Annotated in this window: 22 protein-coding genes; 15 read left to right on the forward strand and 7 right to left on the reverse strand. The window is 71.9% G+C overall.

Annotated elements, in window-relative coordinates:
• Positions 1 to 11 precede the first annotated feature (11 nt).
• The 3 genes from ABD241_RS05690 to ABD241_RS05700 all read right to left on the reverse strand — a co-directional run bounded on the left by ABD241_RS05690 (position 12) and on the right by ABD241_RS05700 (position 3,985).
• Positions 12 to 914, reverse strand: a complete 903-nt coding sequence (locus ABD241_RS05690) for a DMT family transporter (protein ID WP_344059301.1) — start codon at positions 912 to 914, stop codon at positions 12 to 14.
• A 7-nt stretch (positions 915 to 921) separates the two neighbouring features.
• On the reverse strand, positions 922 to 2,883 hold the full coding sequence (gene pknB, locus ABD241_RS05695) for a Stk1 family PASTA domain-containing Ser/Thr kinase (protein ID WP_344059303.1): 1,962 nt from the start codon (positions 2,881 to 2,883) through the stop codon (positions 922 to 924).
• A 139-nt stretch (positions 2,884 to 3,022) separates the two neighbouring features.
• The gene (locus tag ABD241_RS05700; RefSeq protein ID WP_344059305.1) at positions 3,023 to 3,985 is read right to left on the reverse strand and encodes a lytic transglycosylase; all 963 of its coding nucleotides are present in this window, start codon (positions 3,983 to 3,985) and stop codon (positions 3,023 to 3,025) included.
• A 280-nt stretch (positions 3,986 to 4,265) separates the two neighbouring features.
• Here ABD241_RS05700 and ABD241_RS05705 point away from each other — a divergent pair, with 280 nt between their 5' ends.
• Positions 4,266 to 4,691 carry an Rv2175c family DNA-binding protein gene (locus tag ABD241_RS05705; RefSeq protein ID WP_425580697.1) on the forward strand — a complete coding sequence of 142 codons (426 nt, stop codon included), beginning with the start codon at positions 4,266 to 4,268 and terminating at the stop codon, positions 4,689 to 4,691.
• A gap of 119 nt (positions 4,692 to 4,810) precedes the next feature.
• On the opposite strand, the gene ABD241_RS05710 is transcribed toward ABD241_RS05705, so the two are convergent.
• A complete protein-coding gene (locus ABD241_RS05710; protein ID WP_344059307.1) occupies positions 4,811 to 5,905 on the reverse strand; it encodes a polyprenyl synthetase family protein in 1,095 nt (364 codons plus the stop codon).
• Between the two features lie 107 nt (positions 5,906 to 6,012).
• Between ABD241_RS05710 and metF the strand changes: the two genes are divergently transcribed.
• Positions 6,013 to 6,921 carry a methylenetetrahydrofolate reductase [NAD(P)H] gene (metF, locus tag ABD241_RS05715; RefSeq protein WP_344059309.1) on the forward strand — a complete coding sequence of 303 codons (909 nt, stop codon included), beginning with the start codon at positions 6,013 to 6,015 and terminating at the stop codon, positions 6,919 to 6,921.
• A gap of 124 nt (positions 6,922 to 7,045) precedes the next feature.
• On the opposite strand, the gene ABD241_RS05720 is transcribed toward metF, so the two are convergent.
• Positions 7,046 to 7,747, reverse strand: a complete 702-nt coding sequence (locus tag ABD241_RS05720; protein WP_344059311.1) for a DUF4126 domain-containing protein — start codon at positions 7,745 to 7,747, stop codon at positions 7,046 to 7,048.
• Positions 7,748 to 8,350: 603 nt separating this feature from the next.
• Here ABD241_RS05720 and ABD241_RS05725 point away from each other — a divergent pair.
• The 6 genes from ABD241_RS05725 (at position 8,351) to ABD241_RS05750 (ending at position 16,001) form a co-directional block, all read left to right on the forward strand.
• Positions 8,351 to 8,746 (forward strand): DUF6504 family protein, encoded by a 396-nt coding sequence (locus tag ABD241_RS05725; protein ID WP_344059313.1) that lies wholly within the window; start codon positions 8,351 to 8,353, stop codon positions 8,744 to 8,746.
• Between the two features lie 48 nt (positions 8,747 to 8,794).
• Positions 8,795 to 9,271, forward strand: coding sequence for an SAV_6107 family HEPN domain-containing protein (locus ABD241_RS05730; protein WP_142186783.1), 477 nt, complete (start codon positions 8,795 to 8,797; stop codon positions 9,269 to 9,271).
• Positions 9,272 to 9,363: 92 nt separating this feature from the next.
• The gene (locus tag ABD241_RS05735; protein ID WP_344059540.1) at positions 9,364 to 13,362 is read left to right on the forward strand and encodes a DNA polymerase III subunit alpha; all 3,999 of its coding nucleotides are present in this window, start codon (positions 9,364 to 9,366) and stop codon (positions 13,360 to 13,362) included.
• A 66-nt stretch (positions 13,363 to 13,428) separates the two neighbouring features.
• A complete protein-coding gene (locus ABD241_RS05740) occupies positions 13,429 to 14,193 on the forward strand; it encodes a class I SAM-dependent methyltransferase (protein WP_344059317.1) in 765 nt (254 codons plus the stop codon).
• Between the two features lie 72 nt (positions 14,194 to 14,265).
• Positions 14,266 to 15,525: a DNA polymerase IV gene (dinB, locus tag ABD241_RS05745; RefSeq protein ID WP_344059319.1), complete on the forward strand. Its 1,260-nt coding sequence runs from the start codon at positions 14,266 to 14,268 to the stop codon at positions 15,523 to 15,525.
• Positions 15,526 to 15,599: 74 nt separating this feature from the next.
• Entirely contained in the window at positions 15,600 to 16,001 is a 402-nt protein-coding gene (locus tag ABD241_RS05750) for a DUF3040 domain-containing protein (RefSeq protein ID WP_142186777.1), read from the forward strand.
• A gap of 173 nt (positions 16,002 to 16,174) precedes the next feature.
• Here the strand turns inward: ABD241_RS05750 and ABD241_RS05755 are convergent, their stop codons facing one another.
• Together ABD241_RS05755 and ABD241_RS05760 are read right to left on the reverse strand one after the other, a co-directional pair.
• On the reverse strand, positions 16,175 to 16,663 hold the full coding sequence (locus ABD241_RS05755) for a DUF456 domain-containing protein (RefSeq protein ID WP_344059322.1): 489 nt from the start codon (positions 16,661 to 16,663) through the stop codon (positions 16,175 to 16,177).
• Between the two features lie 71 nt (positions 16,664 to 16,734).
• Positions 16,735 to 16,959, reverse strand: a complete 225-nt coding sequence (locus ABD241_RS05760; RefSeq protein ID WP_344059324.1) for a DUF7455 domain-containing protein — start codon at positions 16,957 to 16,959, stop codon at positions 16,735 to 16,737.
• A gap of 417 nt (positions 16,960 to 17,376) precedes the next feature.
• Here ABD241_RS05760 and ABD241_RS05765 point away from each other — a divergent pair, with 417 nt between their 5' ends.
• From ABD241_RS05765 to ABD241_RS05795, 7 genes are all read left to right on the forward strand, one after another.
• The gene (locus ABD241_RS05765; RefSeq protein ID WP_344059326.1) at positions 17,377 to 19,512 is read left to right on the forward strand and encodes a DNA gyrase/topoisomerase IV subunit B; all 2,136 of its coding nucleotides are present in this window, start codon (positions 17,377 to 17,379) and stop codon (positions 19,510 to 19,512) included.
• 138 nt (positions 19,513 to 19,650) lie between these two features.
• On the forward strand, positions 19,651 to 20,829 hold the full coding sequence (locus ABD241_RS05770; RefSeq protein WP_344059328.1) for an AAA family ATPase: 1,179 nt from the start codon (positions 19,651 to 19,653) through the stop codon (positions 20,827 to 20,829).
• Positions 20,830 to 20,853: 24 nt separating this feature from the next.
• Entirely contained in the window at positions 20,854 to 21,741 is an 888-nt protein-coding gene (locus ABD241_RS05775) for a DUF58 domain-containing protein (protein ID WP_344059330.1), read from the forward strand.
• Positions 21,728 to 22,210, forward strand: a complete 483-nt coding sequence (locus ABD241_RS05780) for a hypothetical protein (RefSeq protein ID WP_344059332.1) — start codon at positions 21,728 to 21,730, stop codon at positions 22,208 to 22,210. The genes ABD241_RS05775 and ABD241_RS05780 overlap by 14 nt, the downstream gene beginning before the upstream one ends.
• Positions 22,201 to 23,190, forward strand: coding sequence for a VWA domain-containing protein (locus tag ABD241_RS05785; protein WP_344059334.1), 990 nt, complete (start codon positions 22,201 to 22,203; stop codon positions 23,188 to 23,190). Before ABD241_RS05780 ends, ABD241_RS05785 begins: the two co-directional genes overlap by 10 nt.
• On the forward strand, positions 23,187 to 24,197 hold the full coding sequence (locus ABD241_RS05790; protein ID WP_344059337.1) for a VWA domain-containing protein: 1,011 nt from the start codon (positions 23,187 to 23,189) through the stop codon (positions 24,195 to 24,197). Before ABD241_RS05785 ends, ABD241_RS05790 begins: the two co-directional genes overlap by 4 nt.
• Positions 24,194 to 25,045 carry a tetratricopeptide repeat protein gene (locus ABD241_RS05795; protein ID WP_344059339.1) on the forward strand — a complete coding sequence of 284 codons (852 nt, stop codon included), beginning with the start codon at positions 24,194 to 24,196 and terminating at the stop codon, positions 25,043 to 25,045. The genes ABD241_RS05790 and ABD241_RS05795 overlap by 4 nt, the downstream gene beginning before the upstream one ends.
• Positions 25,046 to 25,059: the final 14 nt, after the last annotated feature.

Here is a 25,059-nt window from a genome sequence, read left to right on the forward strand (position 1 = left end):
GACGACGGGGCTCAGACCTCGTGGTGGAGGGCCTCGGCCGGCAGCTCGCGGGGACGGCGGCGCGTCGCGACGAGCTCGACGGCATACATCGCGGTGAGCACCATCGCGCCGCCAGCGACCATGCGCCACGTCGGCGACTCACCGCCGAAGACCACGGCGAAGAAGGCGGCGAAGACCGGTTCCATCGTCATGACGATCGCGGCGCGGGTCGCGGGCAGGTGGGCCTGCGCCCACGTCTGGGCCCAGAGCGCGAGGATGCTGGCGAAGAGCACCATGTAGAGGACGGTGGCCCACTGACCGGCCGTCTGGGGCAGCACGATCCCGTCCGGCACGGCGCCGATGCCGCACAGCACGGCAATGACGACCATCTGCACCACCGACAGCCCCACGGCGACCTCGGAGGCGCTGTAGCGACCGAGACCGACGATGTGCAGGGCATAGAGCAGGGCCGACACGAGGGTGACCGCCTCGCCCGGACCGACCGACAGGCCGCGCAGCGAGAGCAGGGCGAGCCCGGCCGTGGCGAGGCCGACGGCGAGCCAGGTCGAGCCGGCGACGCGCTCGCGCAGCAGCAGGGCCGTGAGCAGCGGGGTCAGCACGACGTAGGTCCCGGTGATGAAGCCCGACACCGATGCCGGAGTGGTGGCGAGGCCGACGGTCTGGGCGATCTGGGCCAGGCCGTAGAGCGCCCCGAGTCCGACGCCGACGAGGACCTGGCGCGAGGTGAGCGCGCGGACGGGGCGCCAGAACAACGCCAGCATGATGACGGCGGCGATGGCGAACCGCACCGCGAGGAAGTCGATGGGCGGGACGTGGACCACCAGGTCGCGGATGAGGAAGAACGTCGAACCCCAGACCGCGGTCAGGGACACGAGCAGGATCGTCGCGAGGCGCGAGCGCGCCGAGTGGTCCACGGGCGGCTCAGACGACGGTCAGGACGATGGTGCTGCCCTTGGGTGCCGAGTCGCCGCCCTTGACGCTCTGGTGCTGGACGAGGTCGAAGACGGGACCGAAGAGGCCCGCCTCCTTCTTGACCGCGAACCCCAGGTCGGTGAGCGCCTTCTCCGCGTTGCCCGAGGCGCGCCCCACGACGTTGGGCACCTGCACCATGACCGGACCCTTGGACACGACCAGCGTGACGGCGTCGCCGCGGTACAGGGTGCCCTTGTCAGGGGACTGCGAGACGACCTGACCGGCCGGAACGGTGTCGCTGTTGACGTCGGCGCCGCGCCGGACCACCAGCCCGGCCTTGGTGACGGCGGCGGACGCGGCGTCGAACGAGGTGCCCGTGACCGTGGGTACCTCGATCGGCTGGCGGCCCTTGGAGACCACCACCGCCACGCTGGAGCCGCGCTTGACGGAGGTCCCGGGCGCCGGGTCCTGCGAGACGACGGCTCCTGCGGGAACTGTCTCGCTCCAGGCCCGGGAGGTCTCACCCAGTCGCAGCGTCAACGGCGACAGCGCTGCCCCGAGGTCGCCCTCCTTGGTCCCGACGAGCTGGGGCACGGCATACCGCTCCTTGCCCTTGGACACGACGAGGCGGACGGTCGACTGCTTGCCCAGCTCCGTGCCGGCGCCAGGGTCGACCGCGAGCACGACCCCCTTGGCCTTCGTCTCCGAGAACTGCTCGGTCTCCTGCGCCTCCAGCGAGGCCCGCGTGAGCGCCGCGCGGGCCTGGGCGAGCGGCTGCCCGACGACGCCGGGCACCGTCGTCGAGCCACCGGGCCCCGCGGTGAACCACCAGCCTCCCGCCCCGCCCGAGAGGACGAGCAGCGTCGCTGCCAACCACAGCGGCCAGCGCCTTGGCGCACCGCGGCGACGGTCGTGTGCGACCGGCATGGCCGCGGTGTGCTCGAGGACCGGCTCGTCGTGAACGGGCAGGCCGGCGAGCGCGGCGCGTCGCGCCTCCGTGGCTCGATCGGGGGAGGGCCGGGACACGCCGGAGTGCTGCTGGGTCGGTTCGAGCGGACGCCGTCCCGAGGTCGTGGCGGGGTCGGGCACGACGGCCGGGCCACGCCGGTCCAGCTCCGCCCCGGAGAGGCCGCGCCGCACTCCGCGCAGCGCCGTCACGAACTCCGCCGCGGACTCGAACCGGTCGTCCGGCCGCGGTGCCGTCGCGCGGGCGACGAGCTCGTCCAGCGCGTCCGGGACCGTGGGCACGACCGAGGAGGGGGCCGGGATGCTGCCGTGGACGTGGTTGTACGCGATCTGGATCGGGGTCTCGCCGGTGACGGCCTTGCGCCCGGTGAGCATCTCGAACAGGAGCAGGCCTGCGGCGTACACGTCGCTGCGAGGGTCGGCGACTCCGCGCTCGACCTGCTCGGGGGAGAGGTAGGAGACCGTGCCGAGCAGCACGCCGGTCTGGCTCGTGGTGGTCTGGTTGGTGATGGCCCTGGCGAGCCCGAAGTCGGCGACCTTGACCTCGCCGTCGCCACGGACGATGACGTTCTCGGGCTTGACGTCGCGGTGGATCATGCCGGCCACGTGGGCGGCGCGCAGCGCGAGCAGGATCGGCTCCAGGACGGCGAGCGCCTCCCGCGCGGTGAGGGGCGCCTCCTCGTGGATCACCTCTCGCAGCGTCTTGCCCTCGACGAGCTCCATCGCGAGGAAGACCTCACCGGCGTCCTCGCCCTGGTCGAAGACGGCCACGACGTTGGGGTGGCTGAGGCGGGCGGCCGAGCGGGCCTCGGCGCGGAACCGGTTGACGAAGACCTCGTCGGCGGCCAGCCCGGGACGCATGATCTTCAGCGCAACCTCCCGGTCGAGGCGTCCGTCCAGCGCCACGTAGACGGAGGCCATGCCACCGTCCGCGAGGTGGGAGAGGATGCGGTACCGGCCGTCGATCACGCGACCGACGAGGGCGTCCGCCACACTGGACGTCACCGCACGGAGTCTACGGGCAGCTCCCGCTCATCCGGCGCAGGCCGCCCGGCATGCGGTTCGGTGTCCCGTGAGCGGGGGAGTCCACCTCACCGCGAAGAGCACTGCGGCGAGGACCTGTGAAAGGCCGACCGCGACGCGGTCACATGCGGTTGTAGATCGCCATGACGCTGGCGACGTAGGCCTTCGTGTCGTCGTACATGCCCTTGGTGCGGACGGAGTAGAGGCCTTGGTAGTAGCCGGCGATGGCCTGCTCGCGCGAGTCCGCGCCCGCCTGCAGGGCGCGGATGATCAGCACCCCCGCGGTGATGTTGTCCTGGGTGTCGTGGCGGTCGAGCCGGCGGCCGGCGAGCTCGGACGCCCAGGTCTGCGACGTCGGCATGATCTGCATGACGCCCACGGCGTCGGTGAAGGAGACGGCACGCTGGTACCAGCCGGACTCCAGGTAGCTGATCGCGAGTGCCAGCTTGGGGTCGACCCCGTGACGGATCGCCGTGGCACGGACCATGGCGGAGGTCGCCGTGCGGGAGGGCACGCTCCTCGCGGCGAGTGCTGCCTTGCTCGCGGCGACCGCCCGGGCGGTCTTGTCGGGGTACCTGTAGCCGGTCGGGGGCGTCGCCCTGGGCGCGGGGGTCACGGGCTTCGTCGAGGATCCCACGCCGGGCACGATGATCTTCTGCCCTCCGTAGATCATGTCCGCGTGGCGCAGCCGGTTGGCGGCCAGCAGCTTCGTCAGTGAGACGCCGTAGCGCTGCGCGATGCCGCTCATGGTGTCACCGGCGCCCACCACGTGCACGCGGTCGCCCGCCGACGCCCTGGCAGTCGTGCGGTGCGGCGCGACGGAGCGGACGGGGTGGGGAGCAGCCTTCGGACGTGCGGCCGCGGGGGCGGGCACCAGCAGCTTCTGTCCCGGCCTGATGACGGCGCCACCGCGGACCAGCCGGTTCTTCTCGACGATCGCCCTGACGGTCGTGCGGTGGGCGATCGCGAGGTCCCAGATGGTGTCGCCGGGCCGGACCGAGACGGTCTTCCAGGAGGTCGCGGCTACTGGCGCAACAGCCGCGTGGGCGGGCAGGGCGAGCGCGGCGACGTCGGCGAGGGGCATGGGGTGGAGTCCTTTCCTGGAGCCCGAGCTGGTGCTGAGCAGAGCCGTGGAGGGGCCTTCGGGGAAGGTGCGATGTGACGGGCGAAGTGCTGTGTGACGGTTGTGAGTTGAGGGACTGCTGTGACGATAGCGCACAATTTGAGCACTAAAGAATAACTACATCCCTGTAATTTCGCGGCCTTTGTCCGGTTCTCGCGACGAGGAGCGAGGGTCTTCGGAGCCGACCTGACGGGTGCGTCCCGTCCACCGCCGCGCCGCGGCGGTGGCACACTCTGGTGCTGTGAGCGAGAACCCCGTGCCGCAGTCCGCCGAGCCGACCACCAGCGACGTCGAACCCACCGACTCGCACCAGTCCCTCGAGTCACTGGTGGGGCAGTGGCTGACGGTGCCCGACGCCGCAGAGCAGCTCGGTGTCCCGCTGACGCGGGTGCGCCAGCTGATCGCCGACCGAGAGGTCCTCGCCGTTCGTATCGGCGAGCGCCGCGTTCCGGCCATCCCGGCCAAGTTCTTCGAGCAGTCGGGTCCCCGACCCGAGCTGCGGGGGACCTTCACCGTGCTCGCCGACGGGGGCATGGACGACGAGGAGATCATCGCCTGGCTCTTCACGCCTGACCCGACGCTGCCCGTCGAGGGCGCCCCGATCGACGCCATCCGGGCCGGGCACAAGACCGAGATCAGGAGGCGCGCCCAGGAGCTCGCCTTCTGACGCCTCGACGAGGGGGCGCTCCAACAGCGCCTTTGCCGTATGCCGTTGCCGTATGCCGTGCGCTTCGTCGCGTGACTGCGGTCAGGCTCGCGGTCACGCCTGCCGGGCAGGCGCTCGCGTCAGGCGCGGCGCGCGGTCGAGACCGCGACGAGCGCCTCGAGGACGTCGAGCGCCGACGGGTCGTAGGACCCCGTCGCGCGCGCTCGCTCCACCGCCTCCCGCGCCTCGAGCGCGAGAGCCTCGATGAGCGACTCGACGCGGTCGACGGCGCCGGTGTCGACGAGCACCTGGCGGATCGACTCGACCCCCACGAGATCGAGGTCGTCACGGCCGAGCAGGCCCTCGACGCTCTTGCGGTCGTCGTCGGAGGCGGCGTCGAGGGCATGGGCCACCAGCACCGTGCGCTTGCCCTCGCGCAGGTCGTCACCGGCGGGCTTGCCCGTGGCCTCGGGGTCGCCGAAGACGCCGAGGAGGTCGTCGCGCAGCTGGAACGCCTCGCCCAGGGCGAGGCCGTAGTCGGACAGCGGCGCCAGGGACCCCTCGGAGGCTCCTCCCACGAGGGCGCCGATGAGCAGTGGGTGCTCGATGGTGTACTTGGCGCTCTTGAAGCGGATCACCTTGCGGGCCGAGGCGATCCGGGCGTCGAGGTCCAGGCCGTCCCAGCCGCGGGCCGACTCGAGCAGGTCCAGGAACTGGCCGCCCATCAGCTGCGTGCGCATGGCGTCGAAGAGCCCGCGACCGCGCGAGAGCTGCTCTCCGGGAAGGCCACACGTCGCGTACAGCTCGTCGCACCAGGTGAGGCACAGGTCGCCGGCGAGGATCGCGGTGCCCTCGCCGAAACGGTCGGCGTCGCCCGCCCAACCACGCTGCTGGTGCAGCGAGGCGACGGCCCGGTGCGCGGACGGCATACCGCGTCTGGTGTCGCTGCGGTCCATCACGTCGTCGTGGAGCAGCGCGGCCGCCTGGAAGAACTCCATGCTGGCGGCCAGGCGGACCAGCTCGTCGGAGTCCGGGCCGCCGGCGGCGCGGTAGCCCCAGTAGAGGAAGCCGGCACGCAGGCCCTTCCCGCCGGTCAGGAGCCCGGACACGGCCGAGACGAGGGGAGCGGTCTCCTCACCGATCGCGGCGAGCGACTGCGTGGCCCCGGAGATCTGCCCGTCGATCGCCTGCTGCACCCGACGGCGCAGCACGTCCAGGTCGGTGGGGGTCTGCACGGGGTCCTCCATCGAGTCGCGGGAATCGTGGTCAGCCTACGCGGCGCGAGGTGTGGCCCGTGAGCAGCCCGCACACCGTGGACGGTGGTCCGCCTAGGGTGTTGCCCATGGCATACGGCACGGCATCCTCGATGGCGCGGGCGGAACGGTTCACGCGCTCCATCCCCGCGATGATCGAGGCCGACACCCCCACCTTCAGCTTCGAGTTCTTCCCACCGAAGGACGACGCCGCCGCGACCCAGCTGTGGAACGCGATCCGCAGCCTGGAGAAGCTGTCGCCGAGCTTTGTCTCGATCACCTACGGCGCCGGGGGCGGCACCCGCGACCGCACCGTGCGCCTGACGCAGCGCGTACTCGAGGAGACCTCGCTCACGCCGATGGCGCACCTGACGTGCGTCGGGCACTCCGTCACCGAGCTGCGCGGCATCGTCGGGTCGTATGCCGCCGCGGGAGTCCGCAACATCCTGGCCCTGCGCGGCGACCCCCAGGGCGGGCTGGGCGAGCCGTGGGTCGCGCACCCCGAAGGCCTGGACCATGCCGACGAGCTCGTCGCCCTCGTGCGCAGCCTCGGCGACTTCACCGTCGGGGTGGCGGCGTTCCCCGACGGGCACCCCGAGTCCCGCGGCGTCGGCGAGGACGCCGAGACGCTGATCCGCAAGGAGCGGGCGGGCGCTGAGTTCGCCATCACCCAGATGGTCTTCGACGTCGACAACTACCTGCGCCTGCGCGACGAGCTCGCGCGCCGCGGCTCGCGGCTGCCGGTCGTGCCGGCGATCATGCCGATCACCAACGCACGCCAGGTGATACGCATGGCGCAGCTCGCGGGCCAGCCCATGCCGACCGCCGTCACCGAGCGGCTCGACCGCCACGGCGACGACCAGGCCGCGGTGCGCGCCGAGGGCCTGGCGATCGCCACCGAGTCGTCGCGCCGGCTGCTCGACGAGGGGGCGCCGGGCATCCACTTCATCACCATGAACCGCTCCTCGGCCACGCTCGAGGTCTACGGCAACCTCTGACCCGGCAGCCTCTGACCCGGCAACCTCCGACCCGGCGGCCTGGCCGGCACTTTCGGCTCAGCCGCTGCGCGGCAGGCCCGGTGAGAGCTGAGAGCAGGGGAGACCTGTGGAGGTCGGGCCGGCCTCACGCCTCCTGGTCGAAGGGGGTGTCGGGCACCTCGTCGGCTCCCACCCTTCGGCGTCGTGGGGGTAGAGGTGCCGAGGGGTCGGGAGACCTGCGGCGGCCGGGACTCGCGATGCCGACGCGCTCACCCCAGACGTCGTAGCGCCGCTTGAGACGACGGATGCGGCCGGCGACCTTGTAGACGAGGAAGGCACCCGCCGCGAGCAGGACCAGGGCGATGGAGGCCGCCCACCACGGATGGGCGATCGCAAGGGCGGTGACCCCCGTGACGGTGACGTCCTCGGCGGTGCTGACGACGACGTTGCTGGCCGGCTCGGGGGAGGTGTTGACGGCGGCGCGCAGGCCGGCCTTGATGCCGTGCGAGACGAGCGCCGTGACACCGCCGGTGGCTGCACCGACGGCGGCGTCGAGACCGGCCGTCTCGTGGCCGATGAGGTAGCCGATGGTCGCCCCGACGGCCGGCCGCACGACCGTGTGGACGGAGTCCCAGACCGAGTCGACGTAGGGGATCTTGTCGGCGACCATCTCGACGACGAAGAGGAGGGCGGCGCCGACCAGCACGTCGGTCCGGGCCAGGGCGTCGGGGATCTGGCTGATGCCGAAGATCCGGTCGGCGAGGCCGAGGACGAGCACGACCGCGTACGCGTTGATTCCGCTGCCCCACCCGGAGGTGAAGGCCAGGGGGATGAGCTCGGCGCCCACGAGCGCTCCTTCGGTCGGCTCCGCCGCTGGTGCGCCGGTGCGCATGGTGCCCGGACGACGGCCGGGCAGGGGTTTCGGATGTCCTGACGCTGTCTCATTACCCCGGTCGGCGCAACGGGGCGCGCTGGGAGCCGGTGTCGGCGGGGCTGGCAGCGTTCCTCCTGCGGCCCCTCGGCCCGGGGGACGTTCTCGAGCGGTCCTCCTACGGGCAGCGGTACGGGCCCGATCCGCGAGCGGATGGGACCCCTGCACCCCTCCGTTCGCGGACCGAACCCGCGAGGCCCACTCTGCCGGCGCTCGCCGACGGGACACCTGAGCACCACTACTCAGTTCGTCTCAGGCGGGCGAGTCGGTTGAGGTCCGGGGCAGTTCGGGGCTTCTTGACAGCCTGTCGGCGGCAGGGGTTACGCTTTGAGTATCGAACAAATGTTCGAAGACAGTCAGGTTGTCAGTTCAGTCGTCGGTTGGTGTCGGGCCGCCCGTGTGGGGCGCGGGTGGCCTGGGTCGTGATGTCGGCCTCGACGTGTCCGAGGGAGACGTGTCGTGGTGCGTAGGTTCAGTGACTCCGTGCAGGTGAGGCTGCGGGAGCGTCAGCAGTGCGGGGTGACCCAGCACGTCGGTTCGGCCGGTTCGGTTGGTCCGGCCGGTCAGCTCGGCTCAGCCGGTCGAGTCGGGCCGCCCGGCGCTGGTGTGGCCGAGGCCTTCGAGGGCGGGCTCGCCGGACCACCGCCGGAGGCGTTCATCTGGCGTGGCCGGCTCTACGTCGTGCGTCGAGTGCTCGCCCAGTGGCGGGAGCGGCGCGCCTGGTGGCACGACGCGCTCGAGGCGGACGAGGGGCAGGTTCGCCCCGGCGAGACGCTCGTCGCGGCAGCGAGCGAGCAGCACGTCTGGCGCGTCGAGGCCAGCCCGGGATGGTCGTTCGCGTCCGGGGTCTACGACCTTGCCCACGACGAGTCTCCGCGCGGCGACCGGTGGTCGCTCGTGCGGGTCGCCGACTGACCGCGCCCGACTGACCCAGCCCGACCGTCCTGAGAAGAGGAGACCACCGTGACCGCCGCACAGCCACGCTCATCAGTCTCGCGCGCACCCGTCTCGCGCCCGCCCATCTCGGTCGCCGTGCTCGACCTGCTCGCGCGGTCCCGCGCGACGCTCGAGTCCGCCTGCCACACCAGTGACGCCTCCGAGCGCTACCGCGACGCCCACCTCGGGGCGCTCCGTGCAGCCGCGGCACTCGTGGCGGCCCGAACCATCCCCACCCCGCGAGCGCGCCCGCGCAGCGTCTGGCAGGTCCTGCCCGGCGTCGCGCCCGAGCTGGGGGAGTGGGCCGCCTTCTTCGCGGCCTGCTCGGCCCACCGGTCGGCCATCGACCGCGGTGAGCTCGTCGGCGCGCGTGAGTCCGACGACCTGCTGCGCCAGGCCGAGATGTTCCTCGAGATCGTCCAGGACCTGCTCGGGATCCCGCTGACGGTGCCGCTGCCGCAGTCGATCACGCCCGTCTCGAGGAGCCGGGCGAGCGGAGCGTGACGACCGGCATGACCACCACCAGCACCACACCCATCACCGCAGCCATCACCACAGCCATCACCACAGCCATGAAGACGGCCGGCGCCGCAGCCATGAACTCAGGCGGTGCCTCCGGTGAGAGCTTCGTGCACCTGCACGTCGCCTCGGGCTACTCCATGCGCTACGGCACGGCCAAGCCGCACGAGCTCGTGGAGCGGGCCGCGGCGTTCGGTCAGCCGGCCCTCGCCCTGACCGACCGCGACGGGCTCTACGGCGCAGTCAAGTTCGTACGCTCGTGCATGGAGCACGACGTCGCCCCGATCCTCGGCGTCGACCTCGCCCTCGGGCCCGAAGAGCCCGAGCGCGCCCGTCCGGTGCGCACGCCGGTGCGCGGGGGGGCGCTCGTCGACCCGCGGTTGCCTCGCGTCACGGTGCTGGCCCGGGGCAGCGGCAGCGGCCTCGCACCCGGCGAGGGATGGGCGGCGCTCTGCCGGCTCGTGACCGCGACCCACCTGCGCGGCGAGCGCGGCAATCCCGTCACCACCGCCCGCCTCGTCGCCGAGCACGCGAGCGCCCGACCCGAGCCCGGCTCGCCAGAGGCCACCTCGCTCGCCCGGACAGGCGCGGCGGGCGGACGGAGCGCAGCGCGGGGAGGGCCGGGACGGCATACGCCCTCGGTGACCGACGGCGGTCCCTCGCGCCTCGTCGTGCTGCTCGGGCCCGACTCCGACGTGGGCCGTGCGGTGCTCGCCAAGCGGCGCGACCGCGCCCGTGCAGCCCTCGAGCGATGGGTCGCGCTGCTCCCGCGCGGTGCCGTCGTGGTCGAGGTGGTGTGCCACGGCGGTCCGGAGCACCAGCCCGGCAGCCTCGGTCAGGCCGCGCGCATGCTCGCGCTCGCGCGAGAGGTCGGCGTGCCGAGCGTCATCACGGCCGCGGTGCGCCACACCGACCCTCAGGACGCCGCCATCGTCGACGTCCTCGACGCGGCGCGGCGGCTCGTCGCCCTCGACGCCCGGCACCTCGACCGGGTCACCACCGCCGGGCACCTCTCGCCGACGCCGCTGATGCACGCACTGGCCCTCGACGTCGTGCAGGTGTCCGGGCCGGGTCTCGTCGGTGGCGGGTCGCTGGCCCGGGAGCAGGCCCGAGAGCTGCTGGCGCGCACCACGGCCCTTGCCGCCGAGTGCGTCCAGGATCCCCGCTCCGACCTCGGCATCGGCTCGGTGCACCTTCCCGAGCCCGGCGTCCTCGGCATCCGGCCCGGCACCAACCCCCACCACGTCCTCGCCCGCCGGTGTCGCGAGGCCATCCCGTCCCGTTACCCCGGGCGCTCCGAGCTCGAGCTCACGGCCGTCAGCGACCGTCTCGAGGACGAGCTCGGCGTCATCGAGACCCTCGGCTACGCGACGTACTTCCTCACCGTCGCGCAGGTCTGCGACCTCATCCGGGAGATGCGGGTGCGGGTCGCGGCCCGAGGCTCCGGGGCGGGGTCGCTCGTCAACTACCTCCTCGGCATCTCCGGCGTCGACCCGATGCGTCACGGCCTGCTCATGGAGCGCTTCTGCTCGCCGTTGCGGGCCGAGCTGCCCGACATCGACATCGACGTCGAGTCGGCCCGCCGCACCGAGATCTACGAACGCATCCTCGACCACTTCGGCGGCGAGCGCGTCACCTGCGTCTCGATGATGGACACCTACCGGGTGCGCCACGCGATCCGCGACGCCGGCGCCGCCCTGGGGCTGCCGCCGCCCGAGATCGATGCGATGGCCAAGGCCTTCCCGCACATCGCCGCGCGCAACGTGCGGGCCGCGCTCGCCGAGCTGCCGGAGCTGAGGGCCAGCGGCCTCGACGTGCCGCGCCTGCAGCTGATGTTCGACATCGTCGAGCGGCTCGACGGGCTGCCCCGGCACATCGCCCTGCATCCGTGCGGCGTGGTCCTCTCCGACTCCGTCCTGCTCGACCGCACCCCCGTCGAGGCGAGCTGGCTCGGCTTCCCGATGAGCCAGTTCGACAAGGACGACGTCGAGGAGATGGGGCTGCTCAAGCTCGACGTCCTCGGCATCCGCATGCAGTCGGCGATGGCGCACGCCGTCGCCGAGGTCGAGCGCGTCGACGGCGAGCACGTCGACCTCGACGACGAGTCCCAGGTGCCCTTCGACGACGAGCCCACCTTCGAGCTGGTGCGCTCGACCAAGACCCTCGGCTGCTTCCAGATCGAGAGCCCGGGCCAGCGCGAGCTGATCGGCAAGTTCGGGCCGCGCAGCTTCGACGACCTCATCATCGACATCTCGCTCTTCCGGCCCGGCCCGGTCAAGAGCGACATGATCATCCCGTTCCTCAACGCGCGGCAGGGCTGGGACGACCCGTCCTACCTGCACCCGTCGCTCGTGCCGGCGCTGGAGCAGACCGAAGGGGTCGTCGTCTTCCACGAGCAGGTGCTCATGATCGTCGCCGAGACGACCGGTGTGACGCTGGCCCAGGCCGACGAGGTGCGCCGCGCCCTCGGCACCCCCGACGGGCAGCAACGGATCGAGGCGTGGTGGCGGCCGGCGGCGAAGGCTCGCGGCTACGCCCCCGAGGTCGCCGACAAGATCTGGGAGGTCCTCAAGGCCTTCGCGTCGTTCGGCTTCTGCAAGGCCCACGCCGCCGCGTTCGCGCTCCCGACCTACCAGTCGGCCTGGCTCAAGACCCACCATCCGGCGGCCTTCCTCGCCGGGGTGCTGACCCACGACCCCGGCATGTACCCCAAGCGGCTCATCCTCGACGACGCACGCACCTTCGGCATCGCGATCCTCGGGCTCGACGTCAACGTCTCGACCGGGGCCTACCGCTTCGAGCGCACCGAGGACGGCGGCGAGGCGATCCGGCTCTCGCTCGCCGACGTCCACGGCATCAGCGAGGCCGAGGTCGCCCAGATCGTCGCCGGACAGCCCTACTCGAGCCTGTCCGACTTCTGGCAGCGGGCGCACGTGTCGCGGCCCGTCGCCGAGAAGCTGGTGCTCGCCGGGGCCTTCGACTCCCTGCACGGCATCGACCTCGGTGGTCCCACCCGGCTCGACGAGGGCGCCACCGGCGTCGTGGCCCGCACCCGGGGCGGACTCGGCCGTCGTGGGCAGGTCACCCGGCGTGACCTGCTGCTCCACGTCGCCGAGCTCGACCGGTGGTCCGCCTCCCAGCGCTCGACCCGCCGGCGAGTGTCCGCGGCGAGCCGCTCCTCCGGGTCGGGCACCATGCGGGGGCGGGTCACGTCGGTCTCGGCCACCGGCGACATCAGGGCGCTCGCGGCCGCCCAGTCCCAGGCCTCCGCCGGCGCGCCCGCCCACGTCGCCACCCAGCTGACGCTCGACCTCGGCGACACGCCACGGCTCTCCGCGACGAGCGGCCTGCCCGAGATGACCGGCCCCGAACGGGTCCGGGCCGAGCTCGAGGTGCTCGGGCTCGACGCGAGCGGTCACGTCGTCGAGTTCTACCGCCCACTGCTCGACGCGCTCGGCGTCACCCGGGCGCGTGACCTGCTCTCCGGGCGCAGCGGCCGCGAGGTCCTCGTCGCCGGCGTCAAGGTCGCCACCCAGACCCCGCCGATCCGCACCGGGCGCCGGGTCGTCTTCCTCACCCTCGACGACGCCACCGGCCCGGCCGACCTCACCTTCTTCGAGGATGTCCAGGGCCCGTATGCCGCCACCGTCTTCCACTCGTGGCTGCTGCTGTGCCGAGGGGTCGTGCGCCGCACCGGCCCCCGAGGTGTCTCCGTCCGAGCCACGGGGGCGTGGGAGCTGTCCGCACTGCAGGACGCGTGGACCTCCGGCGGCATCACCGCCGTCCGCGACGCCCTCGACGCGGCCGACCGGGCAGCCTGGGAGCGGGCCACCGCGCTGGCCGGGCCCGACGGGACCACGAGGACCGGGGTCGGCGAGGGACCGGACGGGCGCCGGGTGCTCGTCCACGCCTCCGGGTTCAAGCAGTCGCCGTACGCCGACATCAAGCCGGCCGGCGACGACGTCAGGGGGCCGCGTGGCACGAGCGGGCTGGTGCCCACCGACACGCCTACCCACACCCTGGGCGGCCCGCCACGCAAGCTGTGGCACGCCAGCCCGGGAAGCTCGGGGCACTAGGGTGAAAGTCGTCCACATGACCCACGCGCAGCACCACGCGCACCACGCCCCCCGACGGAGGATCCCGTGCCCGACGAGCAGCGCCCCCAGCGACGTGGAGGGCATCGCCCGTCGGCCGTCGTCGCGGCGGTGGGCCGCATCGCCGACGACTACGGGGCCCGGCTCGGCCGACCGCTCGAGGTCCTCGACCTCGGAGGAGGCACAGGAGGCGTCGCCGTCCCGCTCGCCGAGGCCGGCCACCGCGTCACCGTCGTCGACCCGAGTCCCGACGCCCTCGCCTCGTTGGCCCGCCGAGCTCGCGAGGCCGATATCGTCGACCGCGTCACCGGGGTGCAGGGCGACGGCGACTCGCTCGATGCCATCCTCGCCGGCCGCCACGTCGACCTCGCCTGCTGCCACGGCACCCTCGAGTTCGTCGACGACCCCGCCGCCACCCTCCACGCCATCGCAAGGGCGCTCGGCGAGGGCGGCATGCTCTCGCTCCTGGTCTCGGGACGGCTGTCCGTCGTCTTCGCCAAGGCCATCGCCGGAGAGTTCGGCCAGGCCCGCGCCGCCCTCGTCGACCCGTTCGGCCGGTGGGGGAGCACCGACCCCCTGCCGCGCCGCTTCGACGTCGAGCAGCTCGAGGCACTCCTCACCGAGGCCGGCTTCACCGACGTCCACGTGCGGGGCACCAACATCCTCGGGCACCTCGTGCCGGCCTCGCTCGTCGACTCCGACGCGGACCGGGCCGCCCTGGCCGAGCTCGACGAGCTGCTCGTCACCGGTCCGGGGCGTGAGTTCCTCCGGAGCCTGGGCAGTGCCCTGCACGTCGTCGCGCGCCGGGGCTGAGCCCGCTACGGACGAGCTCGCGGCGGACGAGCTCGTGCCGTCTCGGGCGCGGACCCGACAGGCGGCCCAGCGATGAGCCGCCGCCAGTTCACCGCACCCACACGGGGGAGCGCCGAGCCTCCCGACGACACCGGCTGCACCGTCCTCCACGTCGACATGGACGCCTTCTACGCGTCGGCCTCCCTCATCTCGCGGCCCGAGCTGCGCGGGCGGCCCGTCATCATCGGCGGTGCGAGCGGCCGCTCGGTCGTGCTGTCGGCGACCTACGAGGCTCGCGCCTTCGGCGTCACCTCCGCCATGCCGATGGCGCGGGCGCAGCGGCTGTGCCCGCAGGCGGTCATCATCGAGCCGGACCACCGCCGCTACGCCGCCATCTCCGAGGCCGTCATGGCGACCTTCGCGACGATCACCGACAGCGTCGAGCCGCTCTCGCTCGACGAGGCGTTCCTCGACGTGTCCGGAGCCGTACGCCGGCTCGGCCGTCCCACCCGGATCGCCGCGCAGCTGCGTGACACCATCGCCGACGAGCAGGGCATCACCTGCTCGGTGGGGGTCGCCTCGACGAAGTTCGTGGCCAAGCTCGCCTCCAACCTCGCCAAGCCCGACGGCCTGCTCGTCGTGCCGCGCGAGGAGGTGGTCTCGTTCCTGCACCAGCTGCCCGTCGGCGCCATCTGGGGGGTGGGCGACCGCACCGAGGAGCACCTGCACCGGCTCGGCCTGCGCACCGTCGCCGACCTCGCCCACACGCCGGTCGAGACGCTCCAGCGCGCCCTCGGCGACGTCGCGGGTCGCAGCCTGCACGACCTCGCCTGGGGCCGTGACCCCCGGCCTGTCAAACCCGAGCGCCGGGAGAAGTCCATCGGCGCCGACGAGACCTTCGCCTACGACATCGACGACCCCGAGCGCATCCACCGCGAGCTGCTGCGGCTCTCGGACCGCACCGCCGCCCGCGCGCGGTCCGCCGGGATGATGGGGCGCACGGTCTCCATCAAGGTCCGCTTCGCCGACTTCACGACGATCACCCGAGCCAAGACCCTGCGCCACCACACCGACGTCTCACGCGACATCTTCGCCACCGCCCGAGAGCTCTACGACCGTCTGGGGCTCCAGCGCGCCCGCATCCGGCTCGTCGGCGTCCGGCTCGAAGGGCTCGTCCCGTCCGCCGTCGCCCCCATCCAGGCAACCCTCGACGAGCCGGAGCACGGGTGGCGCGAGGCCGACCGGGCCGTCGACCGGGCGAGTGCGCGTTTCGGTGCCGGGTCAGTGCGTCCAGCGTCACTCATGGCTGATCCCCCCTCGGGTTCCCAACGTGCTCGGCGGGACTTATCCTGAGGGAAAGAAGTCCGCGTAGACCGGTTCCGACATACGATTCGGGCACAGTCGATTTCGCACCAGGGAGGTGCCCGGTGGCACTCTCGGAACACGAGGAAGCACTCCTCCAGCAGATGGAGGAAGCCCTCTACGCCGAAGACCCTCGATTCGCATCGCGCATCGAGAAGACGAAGTCGCGCGGCCTCGGCCGCGGCCGCGTCGTGGCCGGTGTCGTTGCGGGTGTGGCAGGTCTCGCCCTCGTCGTGTTCTCAGCGATGAGCAGCTCCATCTGGCTCGGTGCCGTGGGCTTCGCGATCATGGTCGCCGGCATCGTCTACGCCATCACGCCCTCGAAGGCCAAGCTCGCCGCCGTCGGTGCGGACGGCAAGCCCAAGCCACGCCCCGGCAAGGCCAAGGCAGCCAGCACCCGCAAGCCCGCCACGTTCATGGAGCGGTTGGAGGAGCGCTGGGACAAGCGGCGCCGCGACCAGTGGTGACCGTGCGCTGACGCGCAGTCGCGAGCACGAGCGGAGAAGGACCCGGACGGATGCCGTCAGGGTCCTTCCGCGTATGCGGTGTCGTCATGAGCGGCTGGCCCTCGCGGGGCTCGACAACGACAGAGTCGACGACCCGAGCTCAAGGCGCCGGATCGCCAGCGCCGATCACGGGATCACGACCGGGTCGCCAGGACCCCGACACCCCATGCGGCGATGATCGCGAACGCCGTCCCGAGCTCGATCCCGACATTGAGCAGGACCGCGCGGATCGCCTGGCTCGTCGCGCGCCAGGCCGCCGCGTGCTCACGGTGCTTGAGCTGCTCGAGCACGTAGACGGTGAGGACGAACCCCAGCGGAGCGCCGACGACGGGAACGACGAAGAAGCCGACGACCGCCACGGCGAGCGCGACGGCGACGACGGCCCCGTCGACGCCGGCGTTCTTCATCCGGCGCCCGGGCAGGAGGTACTTCGCCACGAGGCCCACGGCATACAGCACGGTGGCGACCCCGAAGACGAGCCAACCCGGCCCGTCCTGTCGCACGAGCGCCCACGCGAGCGTCGCGCCCCACACCACGACCAGTCCCGGCAGGACCGGGACAACGACACCGACGGTCCCCACGAGCATCGCGAGCAGGACGAGAGCGTCCGTCGCGGTGGTCACGGGGTAGCCGTCGGTGGCGTCAGGATCGGGGTGAGGTCAGGAAAGGGCCGGGTCGGAGTCGTCTGCTGGACTCAGCGTTCGTCGGCGGGAGCTGATCCCGGGACTTCGTTGAGTCGGTCCGTCTCGTCGCGGATGTCGAGAGCCTTGTCCTTCAGCGCCGGGAGGTGCTCCCGACCGTGGTGTGCGCAGAAGAGCAGCTCTCCGCCGGAAACGAGGCGGGCGCGGATGTAGGCCTGGGCCCCACATCGGTCGCAGCGGTCGGCAACAGTCAGCTCGGGTGCCAGTGCTGTCGTCATCGTGTTTCGCCTCTTTCCTCCCTCAGGGGCCTCCTCGCGAGAGACCCTGTCATGTACCTACGACGCTCGATCGGTCCAGTGGGTGGACCCTTCGCGCTTCGCGGACGTTCCAACAGTGAACCATGTTGAAACCTTCCCGCAGAGCAGGCTCGGTCGCTGAGACGCCGCTCATACCAACATCGTTACGCGTCGGTGATTCGCGGCGCTGGTCCGTCTGGATTGTTCGTACCCGTTGAGTGAGACGAACGTACCCACGTCCACCGGCTGACACCGGCTCACACCGGCTGGCACCGGCTCGCCGGACCCCGCGGCCGCGAGCCTGACCGAGGCCGTCGGTGCGCATGGCTAGGCTTCCCCTGCCAGCCCTTCCACAGCCCGACCGCTGGCCGCTTCCCGACCGAAAGAGATCGACATACCGTGGCCTCCGCCTCCCGACCTGCTCCCTCCGGCAACGGCGACTACACCGCGCGCCATCTCCAGGTCCTCGAGGGCCTCGAGGCGGTCCGGAAGCGCCCCGGCATGTACATCGGGTCGACCGACCAGCGCGGCCTCATGCACTGCCTCTGGGAGATCATCGACAACGCCGTCGACGAGGCCCTCGCCGGCGTCTGCACCGACATCCAGGTGATCCTGAGCAGCGACGGCTCCATCGAGGTGCGCGACAACGGCCGCGGCATCCCGGTCGACATCGAGCCGCGCACCGGGCTGTCCGGTGTCGAGGTCGTCTTCACCAAGCTGCACGCGGGCGGCAAGTTCGGCGGGGCGTCGTATGCCGCCACGGGTGGCCTCCACGGCGTCGGCGCCTCGGTGGTCAACGCGCTCTCGGCCCGGCTCGACGTCGAGGTCGACCGCGCCGGCAAGACGTACGGCATGAGCTTCCGCCGCGGCGAGCCCGGCACCTTCGCCGACGCCGCCGGCCGGCCGCACTCGCCCGAGGCGCCCTTCACCCCCTACGAGCGCAAGAGCGCGCTGCCCGTCGTCGGCAAGGCCAAGCGCGGCATCACCGGCTCGCGCGTGCGCTTCTGGCCCGATCGCCAGATCTTCCTCAAGGACGCCGAGCTCGACTACGACGCCATCCTCGGCCGCGCCCGCCAGACCTCGTTCCTCGTCCCCGGCCTGCGCCTCGCGATCCGTGACGAGCGGCGCCTCAAGGGCACGCCCGGCGAGGAGGCACCCATCGAGGAGGTCTTCCAGCACGACGGCGGCATCACCGACTTCGTCGAGTTCCTCGCGCCCGATACCCCGATCACCGACGTGTGGCGGCTCGAGGGCTCCGGCACGTTCACCGAGACGGTCCCGGTCCTCGACGTCAACGGCCACATGACTCCGACCGAGCTGGAGCGGGAGTGCGGTGTCGAGGTCGCGCTGCGCTGGGGCCAGGGCTACGACACGAAGGTCCAGTCCTTCGTCAACATCATCACCACGCCCAAGGGCGGCACCCACGTCACCGGGTTCGAGCAGGCCGTCCTCAAGGTCTTCCGCAAGCAGCTCGAGGTCAACGCCCGACGGCTCAAGGTCGGCAACGACAAGCCGGAGAAGGACGACATCCTCGCCGGCATGACGGCAGTCGTGACCGTGCGCCTGGCCGAGCCCCAGTTCGAGGGGCAGACCAAGGAGGTGCTCGGCACCAACGCGGTGCGCGCCATCGTCGCCAAGGTCGTCGAGACGGAGCTCACCGAGCGGCTCACCTCGACCAAGCGCGGCGACAAGGCGCAGGCCGCGCTGCTGCTCGAGAAGGTCGTCTCGGAGATGAAGTCGCGCATCAGCGCGCGCCTGCACAAGGAGACCCAGCGTCGCAAGAACGCCCTCGAGAGCTCGACTCTGCCGTCGAAGCTGCGCGACTGCCGTACCTCCGACGTCGAGCGCTCCGAGCTGTTCATCGTCGAGGGCGACTCGGCCATGGGCACGGCCAAGGAGGCACGCAACTCCGAGTTCCAGGCGCTGCTGCCGATCCGCGGCAAGATCCTCAACGTCCAGAAGGCGTCGGTCTCCGACATGCTCAAGAACGCCGAGTGCGCCTCGATCATCCAGGTCATCGGCGCCGGCTCCGGCCGCAGCTTCGACCTCGAGGCCGCGCGCTACGGCAAGGTCATCATCATGACGGACGCCGACGTCGACGGCGCCCACATCCGCACGCTGCTGCTGACGCTCTTCTTCCGCTACATGCGCCCGCTCGTCGAGGCAGGTCGGGTCTTCGCCGCGATGCCGCCGCTGCACCGCCTCGAGGTCATCAACGCGGGCGCGAAGAAGAACGAGCTGATCTACACCTACAACGAGACCGAGATGCGCCGCACCCTCACGCGCCTCGAGAAGTCGGGCAAGCGGATCAAGCAGCCGATGCAGCGCTACAAGGGTCTCGGTGAGATGGACGCCGACCAGCTCGCCGACACGACGATGGACCCGCGACACCGCACCCTGCGCAAGGTGACGATGCGCGACCTGGAGGCCGCCGAGCGCGTCTTCGAGCTTCTCATGGGCAACGAGGTCGCGCCCCGCAAGGACTTCATCATCGAGTCCGCGGCCGAGGTCGACCGCGAGCGCATCGACGCCTGACGCCGGGTGCCGCGGCCGGGCAGCCGCTCTGCAGGGGGCCCGGGACTGTTGACACCACCCCTGCGCCACAGCGTCCGTGCTTACGATGAGTCCCTGCCGGAGCGACTCACCTCACCGGCACGTCGAGAAGGGGAGTCGATGGTGGCCAACGTCAACGCCGAGGAGTCGGTCGCGGACGACCACTTCACCGTGCCGGAGAACACCGATGGGGCCGCGCCTGCAGCGCCACCGGACGGGCCCTCGTTCCCCGTCGACCTCCCCGAGCCGTCGGGCCAGCCGTCTGTCCAGCCGTCGGGCCAGCCTGACGGTTCGCCTGACGCGCTGCCCGCACCGGCTCGCTATCTCACCACCGACGAGCTGGCCTGGGCGAAGGACACCGTCGGCGCCATCTCCGAGGCCTACGCCGCCAAGGTGGTCGGACAGTCGCGACTGCAGGAGACGCTGCTGATCGCCCTGCTGACCGGAGGGCACGTCCTCCTCGAGAGCGTGCCGGGACTGGCCAAGACCACGGCAGCGCAGACCATCGCGCAGGCCGTCGGCGGGCGCTTCCACCGGATCCAGTGCACCCCTGACCTCCTGCCGAGCGACATCGTCGGCACCCAGGTCTACAACCAGCACGCCGGCACCTTCGAGACCCAGCTCGGACCGGTCCACGCCAACTTCGTGCTGCTCGACGAGATCAACCGCAGCAGCGCCAAGACCCAGTCGGCCATGCTCGAGGCGATGCAGGAGCGCCAGACCTCGATCGGCGACAAGAGCTACGCCCTGCCCGACCCGTTCCTCGTCCTGGCCACGCAGAACCCCATCGAGCAGGAGGGCACCTACCCGCTGCCCGAGGCCCAGATGGACCGCTTCATGCTCAAGGACATCCTCGACTACCCGTCGCCGGCGGAGGAGGCGGAGGTGCTGCGGCGCATCGACTCCGGCGTCTTCGTGGCGGCATCCGAGCCGGTGGTGTCCATCGAGGACGTCAGACGCCTGCAGGGCCTCGTCGGTCGCGTCTACGTCGACCCCGCCATCGTCAACTACATCGTCGGCATCGGCTACGTCACGCGTCACCCGCGCGACTACATCGAGCCGCGCCTCGCGGCATACGTCGGGTTCGGCGCGAGCCCGCGCGCGAGCATCGCCTTCTCGAGCGCCGCCCGTGCCCGCGCCCTCATCGACGGGCGCAACCACGTCGTCCCCGACGACGTGAAGGCGCTGACGCACCGCGTGCTGCGGCACCGGGTCACGCTGGGCTTCGAGGCGGTTGCCGACGACGTGGCCGTCGAGACCGTGATCGACGCCATGATCGGCGGGATCCGCACGCCCTGACCGGCGACCGGACGAGGACCCGAGATGACGACGATGCTGCTGACGAGGGTGAAGAGCAAGCTCTTCGTGCACGCCCGGCGCCGGTCGCGCAGCCTCCTCGAGGGCGAGTACTCGTCGGTCTTCCACGGCCGCAGCCTCGACTACGACGACCTGCGCGACTACGTGCCCGGCGACGAGGTGCGCGACATCGACTGGCGCGCCACGGCCCGCCACCAGGCGCCGCTCGTCAAGCGCTACGTCGCCACCCGCAAGCAGAACGTCTTGCTCGTCGTCGACACCGGGCGCGGCATGGCGGCGGCGACGCGCAGCGGCGAGCCGAAGAAGTCGGTGGCCATCGCCGCCGCCGGGCTGGTCGGCTACCTGGCTGAGCGCCACGGCGACCTCGTGGGCCTCGTCCGCGGCACCGCAGCCTCGACGGTGGCCCACGAGCTGCGGGGGAGCGAGGCGCACCTCGAGCTGCTGCTGCGTGCCATCGACGCGGCCACCGTCCTGGACGGGGACCAGAGCAACCTGGCCACGCAGCTGCGGTGGGTCGTGCGGAACGTCCGTCGTCGCCTGGTGCTGCTGGTCGTCGCCGACGACAAGGAGCTCGACCCGGCGCTCGACGACCTCCTGCGCCGCCTGCACGTGCAGCACGAGATCCTCTGGCTCACGGTGGAGGACGCCGATCCCACGGCCATCGGGGGAGACCGGACGGCATACGACGTCGCCGACACGTACACCCTCCCGACGCTCGTGCGGCTCGACCCGAGGGTGCGGGCGGCGTACGCCACCTCGGTGGCCGAGCGCGTGCAGCGCACAACGGCCCTGCTCGACCGACGGGGCATCAACCACGCGCGGCTCGGGTCGTCCGACGAGGTCGTGTCGACGGTCTTCGCCCTGCTCGAACGGCAGCGTCGTGCACGCCGGTGACGCGCCGCCGCCGGGCTTCTACGCCCCCGACCCGTATGCCGGCCGGTGGCTGTGGGTCGGCATCGCGGTCCTCGCGCTCGTCGCCCTCTGGTACGCCTTCGTGTGGTGGTCGACACGCGAGCGGAAGGTCGCGCAGGCAACCCCGGTCGCGGCCGACCGCCTCGCCGAGCTGCGGGCCGAGTACACCCATCGGATCGACGCCGTGCTGGTCCGCGCGGCGGCCGGCCAGGTCAGCCAGCGCCGGGCCCACCAGCAGCTGAGCGTCCTCGTGCGCCACTTCGTGCAGGAGGTGTCGGGCATCGAGGCCCCGACGATGACCCTGACCGAGCTCAGCGAGAGGGGCCCCCGGCTGACCCCCGTCTCCGAGGTCGTCGGCGCGCTCTACCCGGGCGAGTTCGGTCCGCGTGAGACGGCCACGCTCGTCGGCGCGGGCACGGTGGCGAAGCAGGTGGTGGCCCGGTGGAGCTGAACGGCCCTGACCTCGAGTGGCCCGCCGTCCTCGCCGTCGGCACCGTCGTCGCGATCCTGGGCGCGTATGCCGTGCACCGGCGCCTGTCGCGCAGGTCGGCCCGGGCGGCGGCGCCCGTCGCCAACTCCGAGGCCCTGACCTCGCTGCCCGAGTACCAGCGTGCCCTGCGGCTGCACCGTGTCCGGATGGCGGTGCTGGCGCTGAGCGCGGTGCTTCTCGGCGGGGCGGCCCTGGTCGGTGCGGCTCGACCGCTGGACACGACAATCGACAAGCCCCAGACCCGCAGCCGCGACATCATGCTGTGCCTCGACATCTCCGGCTCGATGGCCGCCTATGACGCGACCCTGGTGTCCACCTTCAAGACGCTCGTCAAGAGGTTCGAGGGCGAGCGCATCGGGCTGGTGATCTTCAACAGCTCCGCCGCGACGGTCTTCCCCCTCACAGATGACTACGACTTCATCAACGACGAGCTCGACACCGCCGCCCGCGCCCTCGGTGGGGACCCCGAGTCGGAGTCGTTCTTCGCCGGCACCTTCAACGGCCGCGGCACCTCCCTCATCGGCGACGGCCTCGCCACCTGCGTGTCCAGCTTCGACAAGGTCGACACCCAACGCGCGCGCTCGGTCGTCTTCGCCACCGACAACCACCTGGCCGGCCGGCCGATCATCGACGTCGAGCAGGCGACCGAGCTGGCCAAGGCCAAGGGGGTGCGGGTCTACGGCCTCAACCCGGAGGAGAACGGGCCCGACGAGGAAGCCGTGCAGATGAGGGAGCTGGTCACGGACACGGGCGGGCACTACTTCCCGATGAGCGACCAGACCGCCATCAGGGGCATCGTCGACTCGGTCGAGGCGCAGGAGGCCACCCTGATCGACGCCGCGTCGCGCTCCCTGTACTCGGACAACCCGACGCTGCCCATCGCCCTCGCGGGCCTCGGGCTCCTCGGGGTCATCGGCGCCAGCCGGAGGTGGGCATCATGACCCTGCTGCCCGTTGCGCCGTGGCCGGTCCTGCTCGTGCTGACCATCGCCGCCCTGGCGGCGGTCTGGTGGAACCCGGCGTCGCGGTCTGTCCCAGGGGAGTCCCGGGCGACCCACTGGCGGCTGACGGCCGCGGTCGTCCTGCTGGCGACCGCCGCCCTGCGGCCCGCCGTGGCAGGCGAGCGGGTGGACACGACGGCCGCCAACCTCAACGTCTACTTCGTCGTCGACACGACCAGCAGCATCATCGCCCAGGACTACGGCAACGACCGTCCCCGCATCGAGGGCGTCGCCGCCGACATCTCGGCCATCGCCGCGGCCCTGCCCGGCGCCCGCTACAGCGTCGTCACCTTCGACCAGGACACCCGCGTGCGCCTGCCGCTGACGACCGACACCACGGCCCTCGACGCCGCTGTCGAGACCCTCCTGCCCGAGTCCTACGAGGTGTCACGCGGTTCGTCGGTCACCGAGGCCAACGAGCGGCTCAAGACCCTGCTGCAGCAGTCCGACGCGCGTGCCCCGGAGCGAGGACGCGTCGTCTACTACTTCGGCGACGGAGAGCAGACCGCGGCCGAGCCGCCGGCGCCCTTCGACATCGACAAGCGCCTCGTCAACGGCGGGGCCGTGCTGGGTTACGGCACGAGCAGCGGCGGCCGGATGAAGGCCACCCGCTCGCGGTTCGACACGAGCGGCAGCTACATCAAGGATCCGAGCACCGGTGAGGACGCCCGCTCGGTCATCAGCGAAGACACCTTGAGGTCGATCGCGGGACAGCTCGGGGTGCCCTACCTGCACCGGCAGCAGGGCGACGACATCAGCCCAGCGGTCGACGGGATCGACCTCGAGCGCTTCGGCACGAGCCAGCAGATCGAGAGGCAGAAGGTCCTCGCCCGCCGCGAGCTCTACTGGCCGCTGCTCCTGGGCCTGGCCGGCATCGCCGCCTGGGAGGTCGGCGCCGCCGTCACGGCCCTGCTCCAGACCCGGCGACGGAGGGAGGCCCGCCCGTGACCCTGCTCGACGAGCCCCGGCCGGCGCGTGGCGGCGCCACCGAGACGGGCGTACGCCGCCGCCTGGCACTGCGCCCGCGCGCCGGCCGCGCGCGCCGCCGCCCCCTCCCACCCCACCTTCGACGGCGACGCCGCCGGCTGCTGCTCGCCTCGGCTCCGCTCGTGGCGCTGCTGGTGCTCGTGGCGGCGCGCCTGATGACACTCAACCTCGTCCACGCCCAGACGCTCGCGGCATACCAGGCCGGTGACAAGCCCCGCACCCTCATGTGGGGCGAGCGGCAGGGGTGGGTCAACGTCGTGGAGCAGTTCCGGTCGCCCTTCGCGATCGGCGACGCGCACGTGCTCTCGGGGCACTTCGACCTGGCCCGGCCATGGTTCGAGCAGGCGTTCGCCGAGGTCCCCAAGGGCGGGATCGACGACTGCAAGGTGAGGGTCAACCTCGGGCTCACGTACGAAGCACTCGGGGACGCCGCCAAGGCGCGCGAGCGCACCGACGAGTGGAAGCAGTTCTACGACAAGGGAATCGCCATCACGAAGGAGCGACCGCCGCTCTGCGAGGCACCCGAGGGCGGTCAGACCGGCGAGCAGCTCAAGCAGGCGCAGCAGCGCCTCGAGACCAAGCGCTCGGACGCGCCGCCGCAGGACCAGCAGCAACAGGGCCAGCCGGCGCCGCAGCCGGCACCGACGCAGCCGGCGCCGACCCCCGACCCGGGCAAGACGCCCAGCCAGGAGGAGCAGGACTACCTGAAGGAGCAGCAGCGCCGCAACACCATCGAGCGCAACCAGCAGCAGGGGAACGACAACACGGTCCCCGGGGACGGCTCGTCCACCTACCCGAAACCCTGGTGACCGCGGGGGAGCCC

Source organism: Terrabacter lapilli (assembly GCF_039531305.1).
Classification (GTDB): Bacteria; Actinomycetota; Actinomycetes; order Actinomycetales; family Dermatophilaceae; genus Terrabacter; species Terrabacter lapilli.

What these genes read in the sequence shown, in the direction of transcription:
- ABD241_RS05735 (WP_344059540.1), top strand. Translation starts at nt 9,364, where the DNA reads ATGAACTCAGGCGGTGCCTCCGGTGAGAGCTTCGTGCACCTGCACGTC.
- dinB (WP_344059319.1), top strand. Translation starts at nt 14,266, where the DNA reads ATGAGCCGCCGCCAGTTCACCGCACCCACACGGGGGAGCGCCGAGCCT.
- ABD241_RS05760 (WP_344059324.1), bottom strand. Translation starts at nt 16,959, where the DNA reads ATGACGACAGCACTGGCACCCGAGCTGACTGTTGCCGACCGCTGCGAC.
- ABD241_RS05770 (WP_344059328.1), top strand. Translation starts at nt 19,651, where the DNA reads ATGGTGGCCAACGTCAACGCCGAGGAGTCGGTCGCGGACGACCACTTC.
- metF (WP_344059309.1), top strand. Translation starts at nt 6,013, where the DNA reads ATGGCATACGGCACGGCATCCTCGATGGCGCGGGCGGAACGGTTCACG.
- ABD241_RS05790 (WP_344059337.1), top strand. Translation starts at nt 23,187, where the DNA reads ATGACCCTGCTGCCCGTTGCGCCGTGGCCGGTCCTGCTCGTGCTGACC.
- ABD241_RS05775 (WP_344059330.1), top strand. Translation starts at nt 20,854, where the DNA reads ATGACGACGATGCTGCTGACGAGGGTGAAGAGCAAGCTCTTCGTGCAC.
- ABD241_RS05700 (WP_344059305.1), bottom strand. Translation starts at nt 3,985, where the DNA reads ATGCCCCTCGCCGACGTCGCCGCGCTCGCCCTGCCCGCCCACGCGGCT.